24 protein-coding genes and 2 pseudogenes are annotated in these 24223 nt (G+C 68.4%); 8 read left to right on the forward strand and 18 right to left on the reverse strand.

What is annotated here, in order from left to right; genetic code table 11:
* The 13 genes and pseudogenes from ABZ934_RS14675 to ABZ934_RS14735 form a co-directional block, all read right to left on the reverse strand.
* Positions 1-528, reverse strand: a pseudogene (locus ABZ934_RS14675) (IS5 family transposase); the annotation flags it as partial.
* Positions 529-830: 302 nt separating this feature from the next.
* Complete coding sequence (locus tag ABZ934_RS14680; protein ID WP_361312618.1) at positions 831-1307, reverse strand: cupin domain-containing protein; 477 nt, start codon at positions 1305-1307, stop codon at positions 831-833.
* Between the two features lie 784 nt (positions 1308-2091).
* A complete protein-coding gene (locus ABZ934_RS14685) occupies positions 2092-3003 on the reverse strand; it encodes a hypothetical protein (protein ID WP_361312620.1) in 912 nt (303 codons plus the stop codon).
* The gene (locus tag ABZ934_RS14690) at positions 2993-3622 is read right to left on the reverse strand and encodes a flavoprotein (protein ID WP_361312622.1); all 630 of its coding nucleotides are present in this window, start codon (positions 3620-3622) and stop codon (positions 2993-2995) included. Before ABZ934_RS14690 ends, ABZ934_RS14685 begins: the two co-directional genes overlap by 11 nt.
* Positions 3619-4845, reverse strand: a complete 1227-nt coding sequence (locus tag ABZ934_RS14695) for a pitrilysin family protein (RefSeq protein ID WP_361312623.1) — start codon at positions 4843-4845, stop codon at positions 3619-3621. Before ABZ934_RS14695 ends, ABZ934_RS14690 begins: the two co-directional genes overlap by 4 nt.
* Positions 4846-4937: 92 nt before the next feature.
* Positions 4938-6227 (reverse strand): pitrilysin family protein, encoded by a 1290-nt coding sequence (locus tag ABZ934_RS14700; RefSeq protein ID WP_361312624.1) that lies wholly within the window; start codon positions 6225-6227, stop codon positions 4938-4940.
* Between the two features lie 83 nt (positions 6228-6310).
* Positions 6311-6460 carry an LxmA leader domain family RiPP gene (locus ABZ934_RS14705; protein WP_361312626.1) on the reverse strand — a complete coding sequence of 50 codons (150 nt, stop codon included), beginning with the start codon at positions 6458-6460 and terminating at the stop codon, positions 6311-6313.
* A gap of 177 nt (positions 6461-6637) precedes the next feature.
* Complete coding sequence (locus tag ABZ934_RS14710) at positions 6638-7540, reverse strand: T3SS effector HopA1 family protein (RefSeq protein ID WP_361312628.1); 903 nt, start codon at positions 7538-7540, stop codon at positions 6638-6640.
* 1 nt (position 7541) lies between these two features.
* On the reverse strand, positions 7542-8630 hold the full coding sequence (lxmK, locus tag ABZ934_RS14715; protein WP_361312629.1) for a class V lanthionine synthetase subunit LxmK: 1089 nt from the start codon (positions 8628-8630) through the stop codon (positions 7542-7544).
* The gene (locus ABZ934_RS14720) at positions 8627-10342 is read right to left on the reverse strand and encodes a hypothetical protein (protein WP_361312631.1); all 1716 of its coding nucleotides are present in this window, start codon (positions 10340-10342) and stop codon (positions 8627-8629) included. The genes lxmK and ABZ934_RS14720 overlap by 4 nt, the downstream gene beginning before the upstream one ends.
* Entirely contained in the window at positions 10342-11022 is a 681-nt protein-coding gene (locus ABZ934_RS14725; RefSeq protein WP_361312633.1) for an ABC transporter ATP-binding protein, read from the reverse strand. Before ABZ934_RS14725 ends, ABZ934_RS14720 begins: the two co-directional genes overlap by 1 nt.
* Before the next feature lie 9 nt (positions 11023-11031).
* Positions 11032-11775 carry a methyltransferase domain-containing protein gene (locus tag ABZ934_RS14730; protein WP_361312635.1) on the reverse strand — a complete coding sequence of 248 codons (744 nt, stop codon included), beginning with the start codon at positions 11773-11775 and terminating at the stop codon, positions 11032-11034.
* A gap of 86 nt (positions 11776-11861) precedes the next feature.
* A complete protein-coding gene (locus ABZ934_RS14735; RefSeq protein ID WP_361312636.1) occupies positions 11862-12872 on the reverse strand; it encodes a transposase in 1011 nt (336 codons plus the stop codon).
* A 273-nt stretch (positions 12873-13145) separates the two neighbouring features.
* On the opposite strand from ABZ934_RS14735, the gene ABZ934_RS14740 reads away from it, so the two are divergent.
* Positions 13146-13733, forward strand: a complete 588-nt coding sequence (locus ABZ934_RS14740) for a TetR/AcrR family transcriptional regulator (protein WP_361312637.1) — start codon at positions 13146-13148, stop codon at positions 13731-13733.
* 271 nt (positions 13734-14004) lie between these two features.
* Here the strand turns inward: ABZ934_RS14740 and ABZ934_RS14745 are convergent, their stop codons facing one another.
* Positions 14005-14628, reverse strand: a complete 624-nt coding sequence (locus ABZ934_RS14745; protein ID WP_361312638.1) for a ScbR family autoregulator-binding transcription factor — start codon at positions 14626-14628, stop codon at positions 14005-14007.
* 106 nt (positions 14629-14734) lie between these two features.
* Here ABZ934_RS14745 and ABZ934_RS14750 point away from each other — a divergent pair, with 106 nt between their 5' ends.
* The 5 genes from ABZ934_RS14750 (at position 14735) to ABZ934_RS14770 (ending at position 19597) form a co-directional block, all read left to right on the forward strand.
* Positions 14735-15709, forward strand: coding sequence for a ScbA/BarX family gamma-butyrolactone biosynthesis protein (locus ABZ934_RS14750; RefSeq protein ID WP_361312639.1), 975 nt, complete (start codon positions 14735-14737; stop codon positions 15707-15709).
* Positions 15710-16752: 1043 nt separating this feature from the next.
* Positions 16753-16956 carry a cold-shock protein gene (locus ABZ934_RS14755; RefSeq protein ID WP_361312641.1) on the forward strand — a complete coding sequence of 68 codons (204 nt, stop codon included), beginning with the start codon at positions 16753-16755 and terminating at the stop codon, positions 16954-16956.
* 309 nt (positions 16957-17265) lie between these two features.
* Positions 17266-18777 (forward strand): DEAD/DEAH box helicase, encoded by a 1512-nt coding sequence (locus ABZ934_RS14760; RefSeq protein ID WP_361312643.1) that lies wholly within the window; start codon positions 17266-17268, stop codon positions 18775-18777.
* Between the two features lie 46 nt (positions 18778-18823).
* A complete protein-coding gene (locus ABZ934_RS14765; protein ID WP_361312645.1) occupies positions 18824-19234 on the forward strand; it encodes a CBS domain-containing protein in 411 nt (136 codons plus the stop codon).
* A gap of 51 nt (positions 19235-19285) precedes the next feature.
* Positions 19286-19597 (forward strand): SCO5918 family protein, encoded by a 312-nt coding sequence (locus tag ABZ934_RS14770; RefSeq protein ID WP_361312647.1) that lies wholly within the window; start codon positions 19286-19288, stop codon positions 19595-19597.
* 337 nt (positions 19598-19934) lie between these two features.
* Here ABZ934_RS14770 and ABZ934_RS14775 read toward each other — a convergent pair whose 3' ends face one another.
* Positions 19935-20294 carry a hypothetical protein gene (locus tag ABZ934_RS14775; protein WP_361312649.1) on the reverse strand — a complete coding sequence of 120 codons (360 nt, stop codon included), beginning with the start codon at positions 20292-20294 and terminating at the stop codon, positions 19935-19937.
* Between the two features lie 1339 nt (positions 20295-21633).
* Here ABZ934_RS14775 and ABZ934_RS14780 point away from each other — a divergent pair.
* Positions 21634-21972: a MerR family transcriptional regulator gene (locus ABZ934_RS14780; protein ID WP_361312651.1), complete on the forward strand. Its 339-nt coding sequence runs from the start codon at positions 21634-21636 to the stop codon at positions 21970-21972.
* Between the two features lie 147 nt (positions 21973-22119).
* Here ABZ934_RS14780 and ABZ934_RS14785 read toward each other — a convergent pair whose 3' ends face one another.
* A complete protein-coding gene (locus tag ABZ934_RS14785; RefSeq protein ID WP_361312652.1) occupies positions 22120-22248 on the reverse strand; it encodes a hypothetical protein in 129 nt (42 codons plus the stop codon).
* A gap of 14 nt (positions 22249-22262) precedes the next feature.
* A complete protein-coding gene (locus ABZ934_RS14790; RefSeq protein WP_361312653.1) occupies positions 22263-23003 on the reverse strand; it encodes a hemolysin III family protein in 741 nt (246 codons plus the stop codon).
* Positions 23004-23265: 262 nt separating this feature from the next.
* On the opposite strand from ABZ934_RS14790, the gene ABZ934_RS14795 reads away from it, so the two are divergent.
* Entirely contained in the window at positions 23266-23826 is a 561-nt protein-coding gene (locus ABZ934_RS14795) for a hypothetical protein (RefSeq protein WP_361312654.1), read from the forward strand.
* Between the two features lie 62 nt (positions 23827-23888).
* Here the strand turns inward: ABZ934_RS14795 and ABZ934_RS14800 are convergent.
* Positions 23889-24183: pseudogene (locus tag ABZ934_RS14800) on the reverse strand (site-specific integrase); the annotation flags it as partial.
* Positions 24184-24223: the final 40 nt, after the last annotated feature.

The following is a 24223-nucleotide window of genomic DNA, read 5'->3' on the forward strand; positions in this document are numbered from 1 at the left end:
GTCGCGGGCCGCGGCGGGAGCGGATCGGCGGGATCCCGCGGACCAGGGGCTGCAGGGCCTGGCTGTCGTGGAGGTTGGCGCCCGATATGCCGACGCATATGGGCAGACCGGTCCGCTCGGTGATCAGGTGGATCTTCGAGCCTTTCTTGCCCCGGTCGACAGGATTCGGACCTGTCAGGTCCCCCCTTGCAGGGCCCGCATGTTCACCGAGTCGATCGCACACCTCGACCAGTCCAGGTCCCCGCGGGCGCCGAGTTCGTCCAGCACCAGGCGGTGCAGTTTGGCCCAGACACGGGCCTTGCTCCATTCGCTGAACCGGCGGTGCGCGGTCGGTCCCGACGGCCCGAACGACGGCGGTAACTGCTTCCACGTGCACCCTGACGTGGCCACGAACACAATCGCGGCCAGCACTTCACGATCCCCATACCGCCGTCGGCCACCACCTTGAGGCCGCGTCGGAGCGGGCGGCACCACCCGCGCGAACAACTCCCACAGCTCATCCGGCACCAGACGCTCCACAATGTCCACGGCCGCAGACTATCGAACACCCCAAATGAGACGACGTCTAAGTACCGCAACGGGGCGTCAGCATTGGCGCCGATGTCGGTGGCGAGGGTGTTGCCCGTGTGCCGCAGGTCGTAGAAGCGGAACAGCTTCCGGACGGCGTCCCGGTTGTCCGTCACCAGCAACGCCGCATAAGTGCCTGCGCCAATCAGGACCTCGAATTCCATGAATGAGCGATAGCCCGGGCGTACAGGCGGGAGGGAAAATCGTGATTCTTTCGGCTCGCCTCGGGGCCAGGAACTACTGTCACGATAAGCCCTCGCTGGTCAGGCGTGCTCGTCCGATGGCGGCTGGGCAGGCTGGACCGACCAGCTTGGCGGCTCGTCGTTGCCTGAGTCCTCGTCGCGCTCCGCGTCGGCGGCTGTCGCATGGATCTTGCCCGATGCGTGGTGGACCGGCGCGTATACGGCGTAGAGCTGCAGGGTCTCGTCACCAATGTTGGTGACGTTGTGCCAAGTGCCGGCGGGCACGAAGATTGCCCAGCCATCCTCGACCTCCCGGTCGAAGTCGAGTCGATCCTTCGTGCGGCCCATCTGGACCCGGCCCCGGCCTGCGTCGAGTCGTAGGAACTGGTCAGTCTCCGGGTGCGCCTCCAAGCCGATGTCCTCACCCACCGGGATCGACATGAGGGTCAACTGAAGGTACTTCCCAGACCAGGCGATCGCGCGATAGTTCGTGTTCTCGAGCGTCGCCTTCTCAAGGTCGAAGGTTTGAGGTTCCGGCCCGATGTCCTTAATGGTCATACTTCTCTCCCGGTCAACGAAGGCGGTACGCAATACACGGTCGCGGTCTTGCGCCAGCTCCGTCAACATTCTCAGAGCCCTATGCTCTTCTGGCCACAAGCACGCGAGCCTCTACCGCACAAACGGCCGCGACCCGTTGCCCGGACAGGCGCGGACGCGTCACCTCCCTGATCGAGTGCCCCTTCCGCGCACTCCAGCACGATCCGCGACCGCTGAGCCAGAGCCTGGGCCGTTGCACGACGACGCACCCAGCCCTCCAGCACAGCCCGCTGGACATCGGTTACCGACACTGGCGGAATCTTCGGACCATGACGACTCCTGCCGACCTAACGCCAAACCTCAGACCCAGGTCACTGGTAGGGCTTGGTTGGATTCCGCGGCAGTCGACGCGCTCGGGGCGGGCGGACGGTTGCCGCGATACCGCCGTGAGCCGCTGAGTTGTGGGGGCGTCGGCCGCCGATCTGGGCCACCATCATGGAGGGCGTGCCCCATCCATGCCCTTCGGGGCGGTGAACAGCGGTCAGAACCGGTGCCCAGAGGCAGTCCGAGCGGAGGCCGTCGGGACAGGAAACGGCAGGTCAGAAGCCGTATGGGTCACCGCGTGCCATAGATTCCCAAGCTTATAGCGCGGGTTCGATTCCCGTCATCCGCTCTTGCAAGAAGGCCCAGGTCAGCGACCTGGGCCTTCTTCGTTGTCTAGACCCCTCAGCCTCCCACCGCGCCCGCCGCGCAGCCAGCTCGCGCGGAAGTCCTGGCCGCAGCCCTTTGGCGCCCGTCGAGGCTCCTATGCAGTCAGTTCCAACGGCGAAAACACGGTTTGCCCGTCCTCGTCGATCAGGGCAGCCAGGATGTCGACATAGCCGGCAATTCCGGCGCTCCAACCGACATTGCCGGCGAAGTCCACGAGGTGAGCCATACGGCGCAACGTGGCACTGCGGCACAGGAGCGCGCCGTCCAGAGTGTGACCGCGGCCTGCCAGGAAGGCTTTCGCCATGACCTTGAAGGCCGAGGTTGCCGACTCGCTCGGGAGGTTGCGGCTTTCTACGTCTGCCATCTCCGCGAGTTCGCCCAGTAGCCAGCCCGCGTCGTGTTCGGGCCTTCCACGGGACAGGCTCTCACCGGTGAGCAGCACTGCGTGACGTCCGTCCGGGTCGGGCACAGTGAGTCCCAAGGACGGTTCGCCGTGGAGCAGCACCTCTCCCGTGGTCCCCGGGGAGCCCCCGTGACACCACTCGACAAGAGTGTTCAACCGCGTCGGCCCCAGGCGGTCCGTGCAGAGCCGATGGAGCCGTGCTGCCCCCTCTTCCTTGCGGCCCCCCCGGAGCCACTGGCTGAGGCGCTCAAGGGCGGGCGGCGGCCCCGAGGCGTCGAGGGGCCCGGTGTATCCGTTGATGTCGCGCAGTGCGTGGCCGATGGCGCTCATGACCAGGCCCGGGGGAAACGTCACCGGCGAGGGCGGCCAGACGATACGCGCCAGGGACTTGGCACCGGGCGTCGTGTACGTGACCGTGTCCCCGTCAAACGCGGCCGAAGCAACGTTCCTTGAGGAACCAAGCTGTTCGGCGCTCTTTCCCCTTGCTGCCGTGGCGCCGGCCGTCCCTCCTGCCAGGTGTCTTCTGCGCCAGAGGAAACGACCGTCCGCCATCGTGAAGATCTGGGTGCGCAGGTGCCTGGTGCCGTACTCGTCAACCAGCATGAGGGATGTCCGTTGCTACGAGGGCTGCCCGCTTCCGCTCCAGGCTGCCGATCACCACGGGCAGGGGCGGAGGCACGGCGGCATCGTCCCGCCCGGTAGTGATGCTGCGACCGTGGGTCGTGGGGATGACCACCACATTGGGCCGGGTTTCGAGCGTCTTCAGGTGATGCTGCAAGGTCAGGTTCTCCTGCCCGCCCGGAGGCACTGCTGGAGCCACCGCTACGGGGGCCCGTGTGCACTGCAGTGCGAGCATGGCGGGTGTGTCCGCCATACCGGTAGCGAACCGGGCGATGAAATTCATAGTGGCCGGATAGACGATCACCGAGTCTGCCCACTGGGCCAGTTCGACGTGCAGTGCGGCGGTCGAGGCCTCCTCCGGCCAGACGTCCAGCACCACTTCGTTACCGCCGAGGGCGGCCAGGGCGGTCCGGCTGACGAAGCGTTCGGCACTGCGTGTGATGACCATCCGGGTCTCCAGACGGGGATAGGCCAGCCGAAGCCATCCTGCCCAGGTGGGCAGGTTGGCCACATGGATGGCACCCGTCCCGACGATGAGCAGCCGTTCGGCGGTGAACTCCGGGACGGGTACGCCGCCGGTGGGGACTTCCTCGTAGGTCACGTCTGATCTCCTGGTGCGACGAATCCGAATCGAGCCAAGGACGGCCCCGCAGCGGCCGGGTCTCCGACGACGACGCCCGCCTGCGGGCCGGGGCCCAAGAAGTTCCGGCATGCTGCGGCGACCTCGTCCACGGTCACTTCCAGGAGTTGACGGGGGTACTCCTGGATCCAGTCGGTACCCACGTCCCAGCAGCACAGTGAGGCGAGGAGGTTGGCCAGGTCCGACTGGGAGGCGGTGGCGGTCAGCAGCGAGCCCCTGAGGTACGTACGGGCATCGTCGATCTCCCGTTGCGTCGGCGGGTTCTCCACCAGGTTCGTCAGCTCGGCGAGGATCTCAGACACGACGAGGCCGGTCGATTGCGTCCCGCAGACCACATCGGTCACCGTGGAAGGGGAGCCGAGCGTGCGGTCGAAGCGCGACAGCGCGTGATAGGCCAGGCCTCGCCGCTCTCGGATGTTCGCCACGAGCCGGGAGGAGAAGTACCCGGCGAATACCGCGTTGGCCACGGCGAGCGCGGGGTACTGGGGGTGGCCGAAGGACACGGAGCGGCAGGACAGTGCCACGTGCGACTGGGAGGCGCCGGGGCGCGGGATCAGCCGCAGGCGATCGGCCGGCGCCGTCCTGGGCACGGGGGACGCCGCGGCGCCGGAGGGCATGTCCGAGAAGGTCCGCGCCACCGCGTCGGCCGTGGAGTCGGCATCGATGTCCCCCACGACGATCACGCGAGCCTCACGGAGCGACAGGCACGTGCGGTGAGTCTCGTGCACATCGTGTGCGGTGAGGGCCGCCACCGTGTCGGCCGACGGCCACGCGTCGAAGAGCGGCATGTCGCCGTAACGGGCCCGGTTGAGCTCACGGACGGCGATGCGCTGGGGCTGGGTGTTGAGGATCACCAAGGCCTGGGACAGCCGCTCGCGTTCCTGGACGATGCGGTCTTCCGGGACGGTGGGCGCGGCCAGCCACGAGGCGAGCATGGCGAGCATCCGGTCGAGCCCTGCGACGGGCACGTGTCCGACGACCGTAAGCCACTCCGCCATGCGCTGCGCGTGCGGCCGGCCGGTGGTGAAGGCCGAGTCCCAGGGAACGTCACGGCCGCCCAGCCGCACGCTCCCGGTGAAGGCCGTCGTCGTGAGCAGCTCGGCCGCCACCGACTGCACCGGGTCGCCGACCGACAGCGGAACGAGGACGCGGACCTCGACCAGCGGAGTGCCTTTCCTGGGCACGGCGAAGATCCTCAATCCGGAGGGCAGGTGCCGTTCGACCACACGGGGGAGGGCGAGAGGCTTCTCGGGATGGAGTGGAGGCAGGGACCTCGTCACCGTGTACCTCCCGCATCGCGTGAGTGGACCAGGAGTGCGGCGGGCCTGCTGTTGACCAGGCTCTCGGCCGCGTTGCGCACGGAGCCGGCCTCGAGGACCGTCAGGTGTCCGGTGAGGTCCATCGGCAATGACGGCTCACCGTAGAGCAGGGAAGAGGCTCCGACCGCCCTCGCCAGGGCGAGAATGTTGTCGTGCTTGCGATGCCACCGCGCGACGGTCCCGCTGACCGCGGTGGCCACTTCGCGGTCGGTCGGCCCCGGCCCCGCAAGATCCTCCAGTGCCGCCTCGATCACGCCGGTGACTGCCTGGTGCTCGGACGAGGGGTGCCGGGCCGTCACGACGAAAGTGTCGGGGTCCCGTGCGTCGAACGGTCCGAAGAATCCACACTGGGCCATGGCGGTCGTGAGGCTGACGCCCCGGGCGAGCGCTCGCTGCTGCAGCCGTCCGGATGAGCCGCCCAAGAGCGTGGCCAGCGCGATGTGACCGAGGTAGCGGTCGCGCTCGGTGCCGGGATCCGGCAGACGGTAGCCGACTGCCGTGGCCGGCAGAGGGGCCTGCCGGTCGGTGCAGCTACCGTTCCGGGGCTCCGACGGCCATGGCTCCGACAGATCCTGCGGGGCGGCCGTCGGTCGTGCTGCGATGTCGCCGAAATGCCTGGATACCCATTCCAGCGTCAGTGCCGGATCGATGTCTCCGACCACCGTGAGTACGGCGTTGGACGGCGTGTAGTAGTCGTCGAAGAAGGCGGCGCACTCCTCCAACGTGGCTCGATCGAGATTGATGAAATCGCCATAGCCGTTGTGGGCGTTGGAGAATTTCCGATAGAGCACCGCAGGGAGGTTCGTCCACGGGAATCCGCCATAGGGGCGGTCGTGGACGTTCAGTTTTATTTCTTCCTTGACCACCGCCACCTGGGTGACAAGGGAATTCTGGGTAAGTCGCAGCGTCCGCATACGGTCCGCCTCGAGAAACAGCAGTCGTTCGAGGGCCGATGCCGGAGCGATCTGGTAATACTCGGTGTAGTCCTGGCGCGTGGATCCGTTGGCCGTTCCGCCTGAGCTCTGCACAATCGCGAAATGCTCGGAGCGTCCTACGTTTTCACTCCCCTGGAACATCAGGTGTTCGAAGAGGTGGGCAAATCCACTGCGCCCTTCCGGCTCGGACCGGAATCCCACGTCGTAGTGCACGCACACGGCCGCCAGAGGGGCCGTACCCCGCCGGCAGAGCACGACGCGCAGACCATTGGGCAGCGTGAAGCAGGAGGGGGACTCGAATTCCTCCGGCATGACGTGGCAACTTTCTCTACTGGCCGAGGCCCGGGCGCCGTCCGACGGACGCGCCCGGGCCACTGGCCGCTCGGCACTGAAGGTCAGCAGCCCCAGCCGACGGTGATCGTGATGCAGATCTCCGACGAGGTCACCGTGGTGGTGATGGCCGGCGCGTCGGTGGCCTCGGAAGCGGCGAGCTCCTCCGGAGTGGTGTAAGCGGCGTAACCGGCGATGAGTTCCATGGATTCCATGAGGATTCCCCCTAGAGTAAAGGTTTTTATCGGCGGTTTCCCGAGTGGGCCCCGCCGTTCCGACGTTTCTCAGTAGATCATCTTCCGGAGCGTCGGCAAACAACTTGTGGGCCGCGTCACGGAGTTCGAGCGCTACTTAGGAAAGTCGAGCGGGATGCGGGGCGAGGGCGGCGCTACTTAGGGAAGTCGAGGGGAATCCACATTCCGGTAGAGCGTCTCTTGGTCGATATTGGCGGCGGCCAACTGCTCCCGCAGGCAAGCGTGCAGCGCCCGGCCGTTCCCGTCGGCGTGCTCCAACAAAGCGTCCGCAAGGGCAGCAGCGCGATGCTGGCCGAAACTCATTCCCCGCATGCCCGGCCTCGTGTCCTCGGGCTCCCAGGCAATGGAAATGCCAGGCGCCAGTTCCCTGGTGAAGGAAGAGGTGGGTGCGGTCAGGTGGTGTGTGGCGGGACGCGTTACCGCATCGGCCACCACCGAGGCGGCGTGCCAGGCGTTCTCGCCCAGATAGACCACAAGCCCGTCCCGGCGCGGGAACAGGCGGCGGGACGACGTCACCTTGGCCCGGTAGGGAACCCCGTCGCGTTCCAGTGCGCGCAGCACGTCGCCCCAGGTCCGCACGGCCTCTTCAGGGGTGCGGACGTGTACGTACACCCTGAGCAGCGGGCGCCGGGCCGAATGCCCCCGGGAACCGTCGACGAGGAAGAAGCCCGGGGAGAGGCCGGGACGCCGGGCGGGCATTCTCACCCTCGTCGCCACGACGTCCGGTTCGGGTACGCGTACGCGTACGCCGTCCACCAGCACGAGACCGTCGCCGTCGAGGCGGGCGGTGGCCATCGTCGTGTCGTGCGGCGTGGCCTCACTCAGTTGCTGCTCAAGCCACGGGTCCCGGTAGGTCCGGGGCCGGTCCTCGGTGAAGGCGTGGCCCACATGGAACGTCTCGTAGAGCGCGGTGATCAGTTTCTGGCGGAGCTGGCCGGCCGTGTCGGCCGTGATGTGGCGCTCGCCCACATGGGCGCTGCGGGTGTCGGCGTGCACCCGCACGGCCGACAGGAGTGTCGCGAGGTCGGGGAAGTCGTCCATCTCAAGCCTCCAGGCCGAGGACTGTGGTGAACTTTTCGGGATGCATCACGGCAGAGCGTCCGATTCCCGCCGCTGCCCGGTCGAGGGCGGTGAGCCGTGGGCGCTGTTCCGCAGAGGCGAACACCCGGTCGATGAGGTGCCAGCCGGCGAAGGCCGTCGCCCTGACAGGCAGACCGGGGTCGGTGACCGCGGTGGTCGCCCGGTAGCCCTGCCAGAAGGCGACGTTGCGCGTCCGCAGCCTGTTGAGCTCGGCCACACCCCGTTGAACGATGTCCTGGTGGGAGAGCTGGGAACTTGGGCCGCTCAGCTCCGCGTCCTTCGCCGGGATGTCGAGCACGGCGCGGTGCAGCCATTCACCGACGAAGGCGCCGATGTCCCGGGCCGGATCTGCCTTGCGGAACTCCTCCCAGTCGCAGAGGAGGAGCCGTCCGTCATGCAGCAGGAACTGGTCCAGGCGCAGGTCGCCGTGGACGGAGGTCACCGCTGCCGCCGCCTCCACGGCGCGCAGCCGGCGCAGCGCCAGGGTGAGCTCGGTGTCGCGTTGCAGCATCCCCCATGCCTCCAGCGAGGCGCCGCTCGCCTGGGTGTGGTAGGCGAGCGGGAGCGAGTCGAAGAACTCCAGTGGGGGGAGGAGGATCGGGTCCGGTTCCGTCGTACCGGTCCCGTCAGCAGGAAGGGCATCCGGCGGAAGGGCGTGCAGCGCACCGACCATTTCCCCCGCGCGGTGGGCGAGTTCATCGTCGAACTCTTCGGAAGTCGCCAGATCGGACCCGGAACGAGCAGTGTCGAGCCACTCGAAGACGACCAACAGCTCCTCGTCGTCCCAGCCCAGGCACTTCGGTGAGGTCAGTGGCCCGTCATTGGCGACGGCCGTCGCCTCATAGGCGCGTTGCCGACGGAAACGGCGAGCCGCGTCCGGTTGCCGCCTGTCCAGCTGTTTGACGAACACGGCGCTTCCGGTGGTGGTCAGACCTGCCACGTTCCGGTTGCGGCCCATGGGTGATTCGCCCTGCTGAGGCAGCAACTGCCCGAGCCCGAGCCGCTCCAGAAGGCCCTGTACGGCGGGTGATGTCGCAAGATCGTCGATCATTTCAGCCTCGTGAGGAGGTAGGCGCGCAGTCTTCTGCCCGCGTTTCGATGGGGCCGCTCGGGCAGTGCGCCGTGCAGCCGGTGAGCCGTGTACCGGGCCCACCACATAGCTGCCGCGCCCACCACGAGCAGCCAGACGACGTGTCCTGCACCGAGCTGGTGATGGCGCTCGACCGCGACCAGTACCGGTGCCGACAGCACGATCGCGACCAGCGGGCCGCGCGCGTACCAGAGCCCTGTCTGAAGCGCGGCGGTATTGCCCATGGGGGTGTCCGCGCCGATCAGCAGATGGCCGGGGACAGTGCCGCGGTAGGAACTCACCAGCGCGGCCCCCACCATGGCTGGAACCACCGCCGGGAGCACGGCACCGCCTGGTGTCCACCAGCCGGTGAGCCCGGCCACGGCGTTGCCCAGGCCGAGCCAGGCGAGCAGCAGGGCGCAGGGGACCCCTCCGTGCCACAGCGCGAGCGTCCGGAATTCGTAGGGGAGGTTGGCGGAGCGACGGACGTCGTCGCTCTCGATGCGTGCCGGCTCCGTCAGCTGCGCGGCCGCCAGGTACTCGGCGACGAGGGCGGCAGCGCACAGGGCGACCTGCCCGTCCGACCGCGTGTGATGTGCGGCGGCGCCCAGGGCCAGTGCCGCGGTGCCCCAGAGGGCCGCCCACAGCAGCCGTCCCGGGACTCGCAGCAGCCCCGCTGCGTCTCGCCATGGCACGAGCAGCCACCTGCTGCGGGGCACGGGCAGGTGCAGTACCGGCCTGGCCCGCGGGCCTCGCGGGCCGCGGGCCGCGGAACGGGCCTGGCGCAGGTCGAGGGAGTAGATCGACGCGGCGACCTGGGACGCGACGGTGGCGCGGTTGCGGAGGGCCTCCCCCGGAATGTCCGGTGTCTCGCGGCGGGCGAGCAGCAGAGCGATGAGCGTGAACGCCGCGGACAGGACCGTCCCGAAGATCCAGCCCGGTGTGCGGTGCCCCGCCATGGCGACGAGCGGCTGGGCCGCCCACCCCCATGGCCCGGACCACAACACCAGTGAGCCGTAGGAGTCGTTCAGGCCGTTGTTCATGCCCCGCAGTACCGCGAACGCGCAGAGCGCCAACGAGCCCGCCGTCAACACCCAGGTGGCTGCGTGGATCCGGGAGCCGTGGCGGGCGGCGGCGCGATCGCAGCGCTCGACGAGCAGCCCGGCGGCCACCGCTGTCAACGCCGTGGCCGCGCCGGCCCAGGCGCCTGCCGCGGTCAGCGGTAGCCAGGCGGCGGTGCCCGCGATCGAGATCAGGTAGCCCAGCAGGCCGCCGCCGATGAGCCCCACCGCGGCCGCCCGGAGTGCGGACGCGTAGAACCGGGGCAGGAGGAGCGGCCCACGCAGGACGGGCAGGGGCAACAGCCACGAGACGGTCGGCAGGTCCACGAGCACCGGGCCCCGCCAGACGGCGCTCCGGGCGACATGGAGCATCACCAGCGCCAGCAGCGCCGGCACGGTCACCGGGAGACTGGCCAGCAGCTGATCGGAGGTACTGCCGTGCCACTCGCCTCGTCGTCCGGCCTCGGCGGCGGCGATCAGGAGCGGTACGCCCCAGAAGGCCGCCGCCAAAGCGATGCAGTACAGCACGAAGGCGTTGCTCTTGCGCTTGCTCCGACGCGTCGAGGCGCGGGCCTCGTGCAGGAACGCCAGCGTTTCGTCCGTGCGCCGGTGCAGGTCGGTGTGGTCGGTCATTACCGGGCCGTCCTGACCGGCGCCACGTCGGCCCGTCCGTCCTCCAGTGTGAGCACGTGGTCGGCCACGGCCGCGGCCAGCTCGTCGTCATGGGTGGCGAGCAAGATCGCCGCTCCCTGCCGCTTGTGTGCCGAGAGCCGCTCTGCCAGTTCCACACGTGCCCGGGAGTCCAGCCGCTGTTCGGGCTCGTCCAGCACCAACAGGTCGTGCGGCCGTACGAAGGCCGAGGCGAGGAGCAGGGACTGGGTCTGCCCCGACGAGAGCGCCGAAGGCCGTGACCGGGCGTGGTCGGTCAGCCGGTGGTCGGCCAGCACCCGGTCGACTGCGTCGTCGGCGCGGCGGCCGAGTCCGTGCCCGACCGCGACCAGCATCAGGTGTTCGCGTACCGTCAGATCCGGATAGTTCGAGCCGGCTTCCATCACGGTGGCCACTCGGGCTCGGGTGCGGGGCGAGTCCTCGTGCAAGGGCTCGCCGTCGAAAAGTACTTCGCCCGAGGTGGGCTGCTCGCGGCCGCAAGCCATCCGCAGGAGGGTCGATTTTCCCGATCCGTTGTCCCCCACCAGTACGGTGCACTCCGTCGCCGCCAGCCGCATGGTGACCGCGCGTAGCACGCTCCGGTCCCCGTAGCTGCGGCTGACGTCCGTCAGTTCGAGCAAGGTGTGGTTCCGAGTCGCCTTCATGTGTAACGCCTACTTCGGGTCTTCGATGGCCTCGTACACGGAGACGTGACGGTGGCTGTTCGCGTCGAAAGCCTCGCCCCTCCAGCCGCCCCGGCGGTCCACCAGCCGCAGGCCGGCGAGGCGTGCCATGAGGTCGATCTCCGTGGGCCAGGCGTAGCGGATGACCTCCTGGGTCGGGCGCGGCACCCCGCCGTCAACGACGGTGTGAATGACGAGGATCAGCTGCCGGTCACGCATGACGTGCGTGCTGTCGATCATCACCGAGGTGGGTGAGAGGTACCGCGTGCTGGTCTTCTCGCCCTCCTGCTGGTGGAAGGCGCTCGGCTCGAACGCCTCGATGACCACACGTCCGCCGGGCGCCAACTGCTCGCGCATCCGCTGCATGCACTGGACCTGGGCCTCGGCCGACGTGGGTGCGAAGAAGGTGTTGAGGGCGATGAACACCACGTCGAACTGTTCACCGGTGCCGCCGGTGGTGAAGTCCGCGGCCGTGGCGGTGACCCTTCCGTGAGTGTCCCGTGCCGCGAGCTTCTCCAGCATCTGCTCGGAACCGTCGATGCCGTGCACCGTCAGCCCGCGCTCGGCGAGCGGTATCGCTATCCGGCCATTGCCCACACCGAGTTCCAGGACACGGCCGGCATCCGGAGCCAGCTCGGCGATGAAGTCGACTGCATCCGCTATGTCCGGCGACGCGGGCGGGTACATCAGGTCGTAGACATCGGCCAGGGCATCGTAAGTGGTGGCGGAATCCATGAGTTTCTCTTTCGAATGGGGTGTTGCCGACAGCGGTTCGTGGCGCCGCGCGGAGGTGCCGGGTGGGCGCCGGGCCGTCGTGTGGTCTATGCCGCTGCGGGCAGGGCGGCGAGGTGGTGCGGAAGACCCGTCGCGCCCTGCCGGCTGTACGCGTAGGCAGCCGAGACGAGCGTCATGTGGTGGTGCCAGCCCGGAAACGACCGGCCCTCGAAGTCGCCGAGCCCGAGATCGCTCTCCATGTATCGCACGGCCTCCTGCGCGAGTCTCAGCGTCCGTGTCAGCGCGAGCAGCTCCTCGGTCCGACGGTGCGGCATGTTGGTGAGCCAAGTCCGGTCCGCCGGCCGCCCCGCGCGGGTCCGGGTGGTGAAGGCGCGGTACGCGGGCTGTCCCTGGTCTGCTCGGACCGGCCCCGGCATGACCGTCGTGGCGCGTGCGAAAGCCAGGCGTCCGGAGACCGCCACCACGAAGTCGTGGCCGCGAAGGGCCAGGCCCCGGACGAACGCCTCCGCGCCGGCGTAGGAGGACGCGTCGGCCACGATCGGCACCGCGGGCCGCCGGGTGTGCGCGGCCAGCAGGTCCACGAGGTCGAGGGCCTGCTCCTCGACGGACCGGTGGCCGATGTCGTCCGGGATGCGGACCCGCCGCCGCCGGGCGGGATCCCCCGTCCAGCACTCGGGCAGGTACAACCTCCAGTCGACGGGCAGCGCTTCGTGGTCCCCGACCAGAAACACTCCGGTGCCGACCTGCCCGTTGACGGATCGTCCGTCGACCGGGCTGAAGCGGCGGTGCACCCCGCACGAGTGGTCGCCTCGCTTGCGCAGGACCACGTCGTCGAGCACCCAGGCGCGGGGAGCCATGCGCTCCTCCGCCCACCGTGCCAGCTCTCGGCGGACCGGTTCCCAATCCCACGGACTCGCGTTGACGAACTGGTGCAGTGACTGGAAGGCCGTCTCCCGGTCCGATACCGCTGCGGCGAGCCGCCGCACTGTCTTCTTGCCGGATGTGCCGAGCAGCCCGGATAGGTACACCTCGGCCCATCGACGCTGGTCCGTCCGGCGCAGGCTGCCGAAGGTGGCCTCGGCGAACACTGAGATCATGTAAAAAGAATAGCGAACGTTCTGTTTTTTTCTAGGGCTGCTCTACGCTGGTGAACTACTTCGGCAAGTCGCGGGCAGAACCCCCATTGACGCTCCGTCAGTTGTTCCGGAGCTGCGGATGCACGGAGAAACCGGCGCGGTTTAGGCAACTAAGCCTTGCCTGAGGGACGCGGTGTTCCGCAGGCTGGCCACCACGGGCACCGCCGACAACGCCCACCTCAGCGCACGACACCCGCGCGCGACTCAGCCGGGTGTGGCGACATCGGAGAGAGCATGGTGAAGCAGGAGAGGGCAGTTCGGACGCGCAACACCGCCGTGCAGGCTGCCGCTTCGGAGTTCTACCGCGCCGGATACGGCGGGACGTCGCTGAAGGCGATCAGCAGGGCCGCGGGCATCTCCATGGGCGCGATCACCTTCCACTTCGACAGCAAAGCCGAACTCGCCGAAGCCGTCGTCGAGGAAGGGGGCTCGGCGGTGCGATCAGCGCTCGACGAGGCAGCCGGCCGCCGCTCGGGAAAGACCCTGCTCGACCTCGGGAACCTGATGCTGGAGCTCGCCCGCATGCTGCGGGACGACGTCACCGTACGCGCGACCGCCCACCTCGCCCGGGAGCTGCCCGGCATCGAGGACTGGACCACCCTGTGGCACCCCGTCGTGGCAGAGCTGGCCCATGAGGCCTACGAAAAGGGCGAATTGCACGCCGCCGCCGACCCGGCGAGCGTCACGGCGCTCGTCGCGCACCTGATCTGGGGGGCCGAGGCGACGCTGCGCGGCGCGTATCCGGACGACCCGGGCGACGCGATGGATCAGCTTGAGGACATCTGGCTCCTCGTCCTCAACGGGGTAGGCCCGGAGAGCTAGCCGGGCCCGGCCCGTTCCTGGATCGGCCCACGGCCTCCCGGTACCAGGGGGCCGCCGTCGCCAGGCGCGCCACCGGCCCCGGCCCCGGAGGGCAGTCCGCCACGCGCCACACCTCGTCGCTGCGGTACCAATGGTCCTGCGCCGGCAGGGAGAACTGCCGCTCACTCACGGCTCCCGGCGTGGCCCGCAGCAGGGTCACGCAAGCCGATCTCCCGGAGCACCGCCGCCCCGATGAAGCCCTTCGAACCGGTAAGCACCACCCGCGGCGGGTTCACGAGGTCTTTGGCTGGTCGGGCGTGGCACACAGCTGCGCCAGTGTCCGCGGCGTGGCGATGCACGGCAGGAGGTACTTCCACAGCGCGGCGACCCGCTGCGGAAGATCCGCGCGCCCCGTCGCGATCTGCGAGAACAGTTGCGTACCGCTGTACGCGCCGACCAGGACCTGGGCGAACTCCCGTTCGTCCACGCCGGGCAGCAGTTCGCCCCTCTCCCGCGCCACGAGGAGCAGGCCGTGGAACTGCTCCACCCACTGCTGGTACGCCGTGTCGTCCTGGAGGCCGAACTCGCCCTGCTCGACGGCAAGACGCACACCGGCCCGGAAGAAGACGTTCTGCTGAAGCTCCCGGCCCACGTGGAAGGTGATGTCGATCAGTCGCTGGAGCCCGTCCTCGCCCGGCGGGAGCTGCACGAAGTCCCGCTGGGCCAGCATGACGGAACGGGCGAGCTCCACCTTCGACTTGAAATGGAAGTACATGCCGCCCTGGGTGACCCCCGCCCGCCTCATGATCATGCTGATGCTGGCGCCGTGGAACCCAAGTTCGTCGAACGTCTCGGCAGCGGCGCGCAGGATCGCCTCCCGGGTCCTCAATGCACGGTTCTGCTTCAACCCCGCCATGGATCACACCGCCGCCACTCGACAAACAAAACGAACATTCTCTATTTTACAGACGGGCCTCCGCCGACCGTCAGCTCGGGGGCCGCACACGCACGCAAGGGGGAACATGCTCGTCACCGCCAATGGGCCCGTATCCGCCGGAGCGCCGGTCCTGACCACCACCGTGCCCCGGGAATACGTCCACCGCGCCGCCCTCTCCGAGGTCTTCCTCACCGGCTGGCAGCGCACCGGCACCCACGCCTTCACCATCACCGCCCAGTGGCCGCGCAGCCACAGCTTCTACACCGCCACGGCAGGGCTGCACGATCCGCTGATTCTGTGCGAGACCGTGCGCCAGACCTTTCCGCTGCTGCTGCACACCGCGTACGGAACCCCTCTCGGCCACCAGCTGAGTTGGTCGCGGTTCAGCTACGCGCTCAACCCGCACGCGCTCCAGGTCGAGCGCACGCCCGCCGAACTGGAGTTGCGGGTCACCGGCACGGAGTTCAGTCACCGCCGGGGCATCCCGACCGCGGTCTCCCTCGACATCGCCATCTACCGCGACGGCACGCCGATCGCCGTCGCCGACACCCGGTTCGGCTGCATCGCACCCACGGTCTACCGGCGCATCCGCGCGGACCGCGGAGACGTCACGCGGGTGTTCGCCGCAGTCCCCGATCCGATCACCCCCCTCAACCCCGCGACGGCAGGCCGCGACAACACCCGCGACGTCGTACTCGGCCACTCCGACAGCCCGGGCCGCTGGCCCCTGCGGGTGGACGCCACCCACCCCGTCCTCTTCGATCACCCCGTCGACCACGTCCCCGGCATGCTCCTGCTGGAAGCCGCACGTCAGGCTGCCCACGCCATGCACCCTTCGGCCGGAACGGTGCTGCCCACTTCGATGGACGTCACCTTCCACCGCTACGTCGAATTCGACTCCCCCTGCTGGATCGAGGCCCATCCCCGCTCGTCCTGCGCATCGGCCCCCGGGGCCCTTCGGGTCGACGCCATCCAGGACGGGGAGGTCGCCTTCACCGCGGAGGTCACTGTCGTACCGCCCCCTTCCTCGATGTGCCCGGCGACAGCACCAGCTGCCTGACGTCACCTTCGGGACATCCGGCTCCCCGGGGCCGGATGTCCCGAGGACTGCTCCCTGAGGGGGCGCGATAGGGGTCAAAGAGATCACCGCTGCGGGTGTTGAGGAACGCTGTTTCGAGGCGTGTCAAGTCGGTGTGGGCCGACCCCTCCGATCGGCGGGTTCAGGAGCGGCGCAACGGCCGGGTTCTCATGGTGATCACCACGAACAAGGATGAAGGTCCGGCGGCCGGAGTCATCGTCACCGGCTGCATCGTCGGGGAGGAGACCGGCTGCGTTGCCGACGCCGTGGGCGGCTTCGCCGGAGGACCCGGCCGCCTCGCCAGGGGCACCTCCCGTGCCGGCAGGACGGTTGGCGGGAGTGGTCGACGGAGACCCGCGACGGGGCACTCAGTCCTCTTTTCCCGCCGGCAGACGATCGGCGGCACAGTGCGGGCAGGAAGGGGCGTGCCCCGGGACCGTTGCCCGGCGCCGGTCGGCCGAGACGGTACGGGCCTGCCCAGCGGCCGGGCGGGCCGTGCAGTGCGGGCACACGACGGTTTCGAACTTCAACTCAGCCATCACCTGCGCCATCCTTCCCAGCCCACGGTGCTCACGACGGATGCACCGCCGTCCAGCGGGGTGGATGGAGCCGCGCCGAGCTGCCGCCCACTTTGCGCGCGCTCTCCGAAGCCGCCCGCAGGGCTCACATTCCGACTGACGGCGCACGTCGCAGCCGGTGAACGTCCTTGCTGCGGAAGCGCTGCACTCGGGGGGATGAATCAATATCTGTGCCCGCGGTCCGAGAAATCGTCGGGCCCCCCGGGGAGAGTTTTTGCGGCACCGCATACGGTGGAGATGCTTAACGCACACAAGCCACTGAAGCGTGCTACTGTCGATCTCGGTTGCAGTTTTGGTACCCAAAAAACTTCAAGCGCCTCCATCCGGCCTCCGCGCCACATTAGAGCGCTTTATATTTCCGGGCTATTTTCCGGGCGGGGCATCATCGCGGCGACACGGCATCCGCACGGTGCGGGCGCTGGTGTACTGCCCCAAAGGAGATATGACATGGCTGCTGGCACCGTGAAGTGGTTCAACGCGGCAAAGGGTTTCGGCTTCATCGAGCAGGACGGTGGCGGCGCCGACGTGTTCGCCCACTTCTCGAACATTGCCGCCCAGGGCTTCCGGGAGCTGCTGGAGGGCCAGAAGGTCACCTTCGACATCGCGCAGGGCCAGAAGGGCCCGACGGCCGAGAACATCGTTCCCGCCTGACACTGACGCGCATTTCGTAGCTGGGGCCCGCATCCCTCGGGGTGCGGGCCTCAGCTGCAAGCATTCCTGCAGTGGTGTCACCTGCGGGACGAACTATTCAGGGTTGCAGGCTCCTCAACGCCGCACCCAAGTCGGTTTCTCCGCATTTACGTCCGGATGACGCCACCCCATGTCAGCGGCTGCGCCCCTGCGGATTTCCTGCAAGCCAAAATCGCTTTCGCATTCCATTTGGCCCGTTCTTGTGATTCCCCGCGCCGCGTTTTCGCCGCGGGAATTCCTTGATACGCGCCGTATTGAGGAAGGTTCTGAATGAACCCCACACGTACGAACGACCGTTCCGCTCGCACCCGCAGCCGCAGCAATGGCCCCGCCTTCGGCACTGGCGCCGGTTCGGGTCGGGGAAGCCGCTTGGGCTCGTCCACCCCGCGCCGTTCCGGAGGCCCGAGCTCGGGCGGCTTCGGCCGCCGACCCGCCGCGGTCCAAGGCGAGTTCGCCCTGCCGAAGACCATCACTCCCGCGCTGCCTGCCGTCGAGGCCTTCGCCGACCTCGACATGCCGGCCGAGCTGCTGGCCGCCCTCGGCGCGCAGGGCGTGACCGTGCCTTTCCCCATCCAGGGCGCCACCCTGCCCAACACCCTCGCGGGCCGTGACGTCCTCGGCCGTGGACGCACCGGCTCCGGCAAGACCCTGGCCTTCGGCCTCGCGCTGCTGGCCCGCACCGCCGGGCAGCGCGGCGAGCCCCGCCAGCCGCTGGCACTGATCCTCGTCCCGACGCGTGAGCTGGCGCAGCAGGTGACCGACGCCCTCACCCCGTACGCCCGCGCCGTGAAGCTACGCCTGACCACGGTCGTCGGCGGCATGTCGATCGGCAAGCAGGCAGGAGCGCTGCGCGGAGGCGCGGAGGTCGTCGTAGCCACGCCCGGCCGGCTGAAGGACCTCATCGACCGGGGCGACTGCCGGCTCAACCAGGTCGCGATCACCGTCCTCGACGAAGCCGACCAGATGGCCGACATGGGCTTCATGCCTCAGGTCACCGCCCTCCTGGACCAGGTGCGCCCCGAAGGCCAGCGGATGCTGTTCTCCGCGACCCTGGACCGCAACGTCGACCTGCTGGTTCGCCGCTACCTGACCGACCCGGTCGTGCACTCGGTGGACCCGTCGGCCGGTGCGGTGACGACGATGGAGCACCACGTCCTGCACATCCACGGCGCCGACAAGCAGCGGACGACGACGGAGATCGCGGCGCGCGAAGGCAGGGTGATGATGTTCCTGGACACCAAGCACGCAGTGGACCGCCTCACCCAGGACCTCCTCAACAGTGGGGTCCGTGCCGCCGCCCTTCACGGGGGTAAGTCCCAGCCCCAGCGCACCCGTACCCTGGCTCAGTTCAAAACCGGACACGTCACCGTGCTCGTCGCCACCAACGTCGCCGCACGCGGCATCCACGTCGACAACCTCGACCTCGTCGTGAACGTGGACCCGCCGACCGACCACAAGGACTACCTCCACCGCGGGGGGCGTACTGCCCGTGCGGGCGAGTCCGGCAGCGTCGTCACCCTGGTCACCCCCAACCAGCGCCGTGACATGACCCGTCTCATGGCGGCCGCGGGGATCGTCCCCCAGACCACCCAGGTCCGCTCCGGCGAGGAAGCACTGAACCGGATCACCGGCGCCCAGACCCCTTCGGGCATCCCCGTCACCATCACGGCGCCGGTGTCCGAGCGGCCCAAGCGCCGCACAGCCTCCCGTGGCCGACGCAGCCCCGTGTCGGCTGCCCGGCGCGTCAGCGTGCGGCAGTCCGCCTTCGATGCGGCGGCCTGACAACCACGTGATCAGAAGACTGACCCATCTCTGCAGGAGGCACGTTTTGACGCTGGTCCAGATGCAGTCCCGCTCGGTGATGTCCAACCCTGTGGCCCAGACCGTGGGCAACGCCATGGAGGCGGCCGGGCCACAGGTCTGTGACGACATGACGGTCGAGGTGGCCTTGTCCGTCATGGCCAGTGCCCGCGCCGGACATCTGCTCGTCTGCGACGAGGACGGCCTGTGCACCGGACTGGTCACCCAGGCCCGGCTCACCGCCGTCCGCGACGGTGACGCGTACACGGACCGGGTCAGGCTGCGTGACGTTCTCGGCCACCGCGGCCGGGTCACCTCGCCCATGACCACGATGGCCGAGGCCGAGCACGCGATGCGCTACCGCCGGCTCGACGCCCTGCCCGTCGTCGAGGAGCAAGGCAGCGCTCCGGGCGTCCTCGCCCTCGCCCTTGCCCGCTGAACGACCTCACCGCGCGGTCGGACCATTCACCTCTTCTCCCTGTGAGGCATCATGCGCTGCGTCATCGCCCGCTTCCCGTTCGACCTGACCAAGAGCGGCGTCCTGGAATCGATGAAGGGCATCAAGCCCGAGCAGGCCGTCGGCGAGTCCGTGATCATCGGGCGCCGTACCTACCCCGTCAAGCAGGTCGGCCAGGTCATCACCCGCCAGGACCGCCGTGACTTCAGCGCCGGTGAAGTCCTCCGGGCCATGACCCAGCTCGGGTTCACCTGCCGCGGCCTTCCCCAGACCGCGGCCCCCACGCGCGTCCTCAGCCCGCTCCAGAAGGCAGCCGCAATGCTCGGGCACCCCGTTACCGTCTGACCGACCGGACCGGCGCGAGCCGACACGGACACAGCGACGAGGGCCCGACCGGCATGCGCCGGTCGGGCCCTCCTGCGTACCGACGGCTTTCTCTACGCGTCGCAGGGTCAGTGGAATCGCGACTCTGATCGCTGAGTAGGGACCGCCGGCGAGGTCGTTTTGCGGCTGCTCTCGCGCCGGGTCGCCAACGACGAACCGGAGCTGCCGCGGCTCTTGGCCGACGTCCTCGTCCTGGGCGAGGACGTCACCCGCAGCGCGTCTTCCACACCTCTGCGTTGGTCGGCATTCGCTGCTACGAGCCGATACCACCGTCACGGCAGCCGCTTGACACCAACACTCAGGAATCGGAGTAGCTGAAGTCGCCCACGGTCCAGGCACTGACATCCGCGATCGAGACTCGATACATCCCACCCGTCTCCGGGATCCCCACCGTGCCCTGCAGGATGCGGGCCACATGGAAGTGCAGATGGGTCGGCGGCCCGTCCCGGCGGGTTGTGGCGGTGAAGACGGCGGAGAACTCGGCCAGGCGGGCCGAGTCCGTCAGGACCTCCGACACCCGCTGCCTCCACACGGCTTCGGGAGCCAACCGACCGGTGATGACCGCACCGGAGGTGACCACGGTCAGGGACATCTGATTGCTCTGCCCGGACTCCACCAGGGTGGCGACATCAACGAGCAGCTGGTCAGGCTTCGACATGAGAGCCGATTCTATTCACCGGCCCTTCCGCCCGCTCCAGCGGTCGCGCTACCAGGCGAGAAGGGCGCTCATACGTCTTACCGCCGGTGGCCTGACGGGTGACCGCGGTCGCTCGGGCGAGTCTGTCGGCCATGGGCCGGCCGAACCCCCGGTGCCGCCCCCTCGATGTCAGGGGTGCACATGGCGCGGCGCATGCGGGCTGGGGTCGTGGACGGCCACCTCAATGCCCTCCGCGTTGGGCCGTCAGTTCCAAGGTGCAGGTCCCTCCGCCATGGCGCAGGGCGTTCGTGACGAGCTCGGACACGACGAAGACCACGGTGTCCACGGCTGCTACGGCCATCGCCTGTTGCCGCAGACGATCCAGGAAGGCTCGCGACTCGTCGCGTGGCGAGCGTGTCTCCAAGAGCGGGTCGAAGAGGCGCCAGAGTACGACGCCAATCCGCGAGGCCCGGGGTCCGTCAGGCTCCCGGCTGCGGCCCTCCCGAGCGCCTGACCTGCAATGCGGGCTACTCAGCGCATGCTGGGCCGACCGAACGTCTAGCTGTCCTCAGCGCTCCGGAAAATCTGTATCCGCTGGAGTAGACATTGAGCCGTGGCGTGGTTATGGTTTCTCTCGTAGCCCAGCAGGACAGCAGGGCCTGGCAGAGACGAACTGCCGGGCAGCAGTACCGGTAGTACGAGCAAAACCCGCAGTTGCAGTTCGCAGGACGGTGCGGTGGTGGAGTTCCGAAGCCAGAGCGGTTGCAGGACGGCGACGGGACTGACCACCGGACCGGGTGGCCCGCAGTGATCAGGGGCCGCCACAAGCAGTTACCGCAGTGGCAGTACTCGTAGTAAGTGCAGTAGGCAGTACCAGCAGTGAAGTCAGTGAGCAGCACCTCGGTGAAGGCGTCGACTGCGGGCGCGCGTACCGGGAGGTTCGGCAGTGGGGTTCTAAGCCAGAGCAGATGCAAGATGGGCGACGGGGCTGGCTGCCGAAGAGTGGCGCTGGGTGAGGCCACCAGAAGTACGCAACACCAGAAGTACAAGCGGTTCGCAGTATCAGCAGTACCCAGTTCCCGTTTGGTAAGTGATTGATCCAGAGGGAAGAACGGAGGAGCAGAGCACCATCAGGATCGCCCGGGCGGAAGTCTGAGCCCGGGTACCGCAGGACATCGATAGTGAGGTGGTCTCCGGTCAAGCAACCGCGATCCCCGCACTCCCGGCAGCATCTCGGCCGGGTCGGCGGAAACAGAAGGCCGGCGCAGGACTAGGGCCGGCAGATGGTGTAGTAGTTCCTTCGGGGCCCTGGTGCCATATGGCACCAGGGCCCCTCCACGCGTTCCATGAGAGAGGTGCAATGACAGCAGACGACTCGTTCGGCCGTCTCGACGACGACGATTACCCCGCCTACACGATGGGCCGGGCCGCCGAGATGCTCGGCACCACCCAGGGCTTCCTCCGCGCCATCGGAGAGGCCCGCCTCATCACCCCGCTCCGCTCCGCGGGCGGACACCGCCGCTACTCCCGCTACCAGCTGCGCATCGCCGCCCGCGCCCGCGAACTCGTCGACCAGGGCACCCCCATCGAGGCCGCCTGCCGCATCGTCATCCTCGAAGACCAGCTCGAAGAAGCCCAGCGCATCAACGCCGAATACCGCCGCGCCGCCGAATCGCCCGGTCCGTCGGCCTCGGCCTGAGGTGTGTGTGCCCATCGGTATCCGCGGGCCCGTTCCCATGGATCGTTTACTGCGGTGACGGGGCGCGCAGGTGTACCGCATGTGCGGCTTCTCCCCCCGCCGCCACCCTCCAGCACTGTGAGCCAGAACCAGCAGCCGGCGGCGTGCCTACCCCCGCACGTGCTGAGGGACGACGTGCACACCGCGCAATGCGTCGGTCGTCGTCGTCATCGTCATCGTCATCGTCATCGTCATCGTCATCGTCATCGTCATCGTCATCGTCATCGTCATCGTCATCGTCATCGTCATCGTCAGTGGGCGACGAGGAAGATGGCGATGTAGTGCGCGGCGAAGGCTGCCACGGTCAAGGCGTGGAACACCTCGTGGTAGCCGAACCAGCGGGGCGAGGGGTCGGGGCGTTGGAGGGCGTAGACAACCGCGCCGGCGCTGTAGAGGAGGCCGCCGGTCACGATCAAGGCGAGTACGGCCGCCCCGCCACTGTGCAGGAAGTCGGACAGGTAACGCACCGGTGCCCAGCCCAGCGCCAGGTAGCAGGGGGTGTACAGCCAGCGGGGAGCTCCGACCCACAGGACGCGGAAGGTGATGCCCGCCAGCGCGCCCGTCCACACGATCCACAGGAGGACGGACCTCTGGTCAGGGTGGAGAAGGAGCACGGCCAGCGGGGTGCAGGTGCCTGCGATGATCAGGAAGATGTTGGCGTGGTCGAGGCGGCGCAGAACGGCCTCGCCGAGTCGCCCCCAGGTGCCGAGGTGGTAGACGGCACTCGTCCCGAACAGCAGCCAGGCAGTGACGGAGTACACGCTGCAGGCCAGAGCGGCCTGCGGTGTCCCTGCCAGGCAGATGAGGACGATGCCCGCGGCCAGCGATGCGGGGACCATTCCTGCGTGAAGCCAGCCGCGTAGCTTCGGCTTGATCGGCTCGACCAGATCGGCCGCTCGCTCGACCAGGTCGGCAACGGGGTGGGAGTCCTCGCGTCCGCCAACCGTTCGTGCGGAATGAAAACGACCGGCTTCGGCGTCGTCTCGGGACACTGCTTTCCGTCCTGACTCGGACTGCTGGGCATCACTGGTGACCATGTGTTCATGCTAGGAGCCTGCCCGGAGCGGCAAACCGGAGGTCTGCCGCAGACTGCCGAATCGGCTTCACCTGATCGCCCGTTCAGCCGCTTCATCGGTCCGGTCCTGGCGGTCTGCCACCGACTGGGGCCGTGGAAGTCGTGTAATCCGACGGGCCATGGGAACGATCAGGGCTCCCGAACGGGTCTCTCCGCTCTCCTACGTTCAAGGATCGCCGATGCTTCCCGAGTTCCGCTCCCACGCATCCGTCCCCCTTTCCCATCAGCTGGAGCAGCGACTGGGACTGGACCCACGCCTCGAAGCCGGCCACATCGATGTGGAGCGCGTCGCGGACATCGCCGTCGTCGCATCGGCCCACTCCGACGGATACGCGGCCACCGCACACCTCCTCGGACTGCTGGCCGCTCTCCCCGCTCCCACCGCGGCCGGAGAACGCTTCTGGTCGGACTTGTGGAGGTCCTCGGGCTCGCTCTACCTGCTACCCGCCAACATGAAGGCCTGCGTGCTGAGTTCGCTGTCCGGAGAAGGCACCGGTCTGGCCGGGCAGATCCTCTCGGCCGTCGACGAGATGACGCCGCCCCAGCGCATCGCAGCCGGAGAGGTCATCGGCCAGGCACTTGCCGAGTCCGACCACCTCCCCGACCTGAAAACGCAGGTCATCGGCGAACTGTGGCTCCGGGACCTCGAACTCACCGCCTGGCGCGTCCTGCATGCGGACCACAAATCAGCCGATCCGGCCGGGCGAAAAGCCTTCCTCGACGCATGGACAAGTATCTGACCGGCAACATCACCGGTGCCGTTCAAATCCGACGGCCCCCGCAGAAGCTGTGAGGGGAGGGTCGCCTGTTCCCGGGCGCATCGGGCCGTAGGCGCAGAAGTAGACCATCAGCCGCCGGCGTGGGCCCATGGCCTCGGCGAGCTCGTCGACCCGGGCGACGGTCGCGGTCGAGCGCTCCTTGGCCTGCTCGCTGCACGCACCCCTGATGCGGCACGGGTTGCGGCGGATCAGCTCGTCATCGGTCGCCGTCTCCATGGTGGCCTTGAGCAGCCGGTAGGACTTGGCGACCGTCGTGTTGCCGGTGGCGGCCAGGCGCTCGGCCCGCCAGGTCCGTACGGCCGACGGGGTGATCTCGTCCGCACAGCCGCCCCGAACGGCAGACCGAATACGGCGAGAA

Origin of the sequence: Streptomyces sp. NPDC046557, assembly GCF_040645975.1 — a bacterium.
Taxonomy (GTDB): domain Bacteria; phylum Actinomycetota; class Actinomycetes; order Streptomycetales; family Streptomycetaceae; genus Streptomyces.

What these genes read in the sequence shown, in the direction of transcription:
- ABZ934_RS14795 (WP_361312654.1), top strand. Translation starts at nt 23,266, where the DNA reads ATGCTTCCCGAGTTCCGCTCCCACGCATCCGTCCCCCTTTCCCATCAG.
- ABZ934_RS14705 (WP_361312626.1), bottom strand. Translation starts at nt 6,460, where the DNA reads ATGGAATCCATGGAACTCATCGCCGGTTACGCCGCTTACACCACTCCG.
- ABZ934_RS14780 (WP_361312651.1), top strand. Translation starts at nt 21,634, where the DNA reads ATGACAGCAGACGACTCGTTCGGCCGTCTCGACGACGACGATTACCCC.
- ABZ934_RS14720 (WP_361312631.1), bottom strand. Translation starts at nt 10,342, where the DNA reads ATGACCGACCACACCGACCTGCACCGGCGCACGGACGAAACGCTGGCG.
- ABZ934_RS14680 (WP_361312618.1), bottom strand. Translation starts at nt 1,307, where the DNA reads ATGACCATTAAGGACATCGGGCCGGAACCTCAAACCTTCGACCTTGAG.
- ABZ934_RS14760 (WP_361312643.1), top strand. Translation starts at nt 17,266, where the DNA reads ATGAACCCCACACGTACGAACGACCGTTCCGCTCGCACCCGCAGCCGC.
- ABZ934_RS14745 (WP_361312638.1), bottom strand. Translation starts at nt 14,628, where the DNA reads ATGGCGGGGTTGAAGCAGAACCGTGCATTGAGGACCCGGGAGGCGATC.
- ABZ934_RS14725 (WP_361312633.1), bottom strand. Translation starts at nt 11,022, where the DNA reads ATGAAGGCGACTCGGAACCACACCTTGCTCGAACTGACGGACGTCAGC.
- ABZ934_RS14775 (WP_361312649.1), bottom strand. Translation starts at nt 20,294, where the DNA reads ATGTCGAAGCCTGACCAGCTGCTCGTTGATGTCGCCACCCTGGTGGAG.
- ABZ934_RS14700 (WP_361312624.1), bottom strand. Translation starts at nt 6,227, where the DNA reads ATGCCGGAGGAATTCGAGTCCCCCTCCTGCTTCACGCTGCCCAATGGT.
- ABZ934_RS14730 (WP_361312635.1), bottom strand. Translation starts at nt 11,775, where the DNA reads ATGGATTCCGCCACCACTTACGATGCCCTGGCCGATGTCTACGACCTG.
- ABZ934_RS14735 (WP_361312636.1), bottom strand. Translation starts at nt 12,872, where the DNA reads ATGATCTCAGTGTTCGCCGAGGCCACCTTCGGCAGCCTGCGCCGGACG.
- ABZ934_RS14750 (WP_361312639.1), top strand. Translation starts at nt 14,735, where the DNA reads ATGCTCGTCACCGCCAATGGGCCCGTATCCGCCGGAGCGCCGGTCCTG.
- ABZ934_RS14740 (WP_361312637.1), top strand. Translation starts at nt 13,146, where the DNA reads ATGGTGAAGCAGGAGAGGGCAGTTCGGACGCGCAACACCGCCGTGCAG.
- ABZ934_RS14770 (WP_361312647.1), top strand. Translation starts at nt 19,286, where the DNA reads ATGCGCTGCGTCATCGCCCGCTTCCCGTTCGACCTGACCAAGAGCGGC.
- ABZ934_RS14785 (WP_361312652.1), bottom strand. Translation starts at nt 22,248, where the DNA reads ATGACGATGACGATGACGATGACGATGACGATGACGATGACGATGACG.
- lxmK (WP_361312629.1), bottom strand. Translation starts at nt 8,630, where the DNA reads ATGATCGACGATCTTGCGACATCACCCGCCGTACAGGGCCTTCTGGAG.
- ABZ934_RS14710 (WP_361312628.1), bottom strand. Translation starts at nt 7,540, where the DNA reads ATGGACGACTTCCCCGACCTCGCGACACTCCTGTCGGCCGTGCGGGTG.
- ABZ934_RS14755 (WP_361312641.1), top strand. Translation starts at nt 16,753, where the DNA reads ATGGCTGCTGGCACCGTGAAGTGGTTCAACGCGGCAAAGGGTTTCGGC.
- ABZ934_RS14685 (WP_361312620.1), bottom strand. Translation starts at nt 3,003, where the DNA reads ATGCTGGTTGACGAGTACGGCACCAGGCACCTGCGCACCCAGATCTTC.